Source organism: Ancylomarina sp. (assembly GCF_041555295.1).
Classification (GTDB): domain Bacteria; phylum Bacteroidota; class Bacteroidia; order Bacteroidales; family Marinifilaceae; genus Ancylomarina.
Genome location: NZ_JBFFKR010000476.1, coordinates 1 through 1,531, shown reverse-complemented (window position 1 = coordinate 1,531; position 1,531 = coordinate 1). Strand labels below are relative to the sequence as shown.

At 39.5% G+C, this 1,531-nt stretch carries 1 protein-coding gene; it reads left to right on the top strand.

Annotation, left to right across the window (positions count from 1 at the left end; translation table 11 throughout):
- Positions 1–49 precede the first annotated feature (49 nt).
- Positions 50–1,531: cysteine peptidase family C39 domain-containing protein (locus ABY905_RS17230; RefSeq protein WP_372646129.1), on the top strand; the 1,482-nt coding region annotated here is incomplete at its 3' end.

Sequence of the window (1,531 nt, the reverse complement as noted above, 5' to 3'; positions counted from 1 at the left end):
CGTTTTTTTATAAGCAATTGATTTGTTTATAATTGACTGATCCTAATCTATGAAGAAGAAATTTCCCCATTTTCGTCAACTTGATGCTATGGACTGCGGGCCAACTTGCCTGCGCATGATATCGAAGTTTTATGGTAAAACCTATAGCTTACAATCCTTACGCGATAAATCTTATATCACTCGCGAGGGTGTGTCGATGATGGGTATCGCCGATGCGGCCGAGAGCATTGGTTTTCGTAGCATGGGGGTACGAATCACCTTTGATCAGTTGGCTGAGCAGGCGACATTACCGGCTATTTGTCATTGGAACCAACAGCATTTTGTGGTGGTTCATAAAATTGAGACTAAGAATAAAAAGACCATCGTTCATGTGTCTGATCCGGCCTCAGGATTACTCAAATTCAGTAAAGAAGAGTTTATTAAGTCCTGGGCATCGACTAAGGTTGATGGTGACTTGAAAGGCTTGTGTTTGCTATTGGAACCCACGCCTGATTTTTATAAAGCGAAAGATGAGAGTGATAAAAAGAAACAGAGCATAGGTTTCCTATTGCGTTACCTAAAACCCTATAAAAAGTTCCTTTTTCAGTTGTTTTTGGGCATGCTTTTCGGAAGTATGTTACAGCTTATCTTTCCGTTTCTTACCCAATCAGTTGTTGATATTGGTATCAATACCCAAAATTTGAGTTTCATTTATTTGGTGCTGATAGCCCAGATGGTGCTTTTCATTTCGCGCATATCGGTTGAGTTTATTCGCTCCTGGATACTTTTGCATATTTCAACTCGTATTAATATCTCCCTGATTTCTGATTTCCTGATCAAGTTGATGAAGCTACCAATTGGTTTCTTCGACATTAAGATGATTGGTGATCTTTTACAACGCATACAAGATCATACCCGAATCGAAAATTTCCTGACGTCATCTACTTTGAACATTTTGTTTTCTATGGTGAATCTATTGATTTTCGGAGTGGTATTGGCGATTTACAACACGACCATATTCCTTGTTTTCCTTTTGGGATCGAGTCTTTATATCATCTGGATAAACCTCTTCCTTAAAAAACGTCGTGAGTTGGATGGTAAGCGTTTTGCCCAGCTATCGAGCAATCAAAATTCGCTAGTGCAACTGATCACAGGGATGCAGGAAATTAAGCTCAATAACTGCGAAAAGCAAAAGCGATGGGAGTGGGAAAACATTCAGGCAGAACTTTTTCAGGTGCGAACCAAAGGGCTTGCATTGAATCAATATCAGGTGTCGGGTTCGGTATTCTTTAATGAAACCAAGAATATCGTTATCACCTTTTTGGCAGCACAGGCTGTTGTAAACGGTAGTATGACTTTAGGTATGATGCTGGCGGTGCAATACATTCTTGGCCAGTTGAATTCGCCAATCGATAATCTTGTACAATTCATTCACTCATGGCAAGATGCTAAAATTTCGCTCGAACGATTGGGTGAGATTCATGAAATGGAAGACGAAGAATCTGATAAGGATGAAAAACTAATTGAATTACCTGAAAACAAGTCTATACAT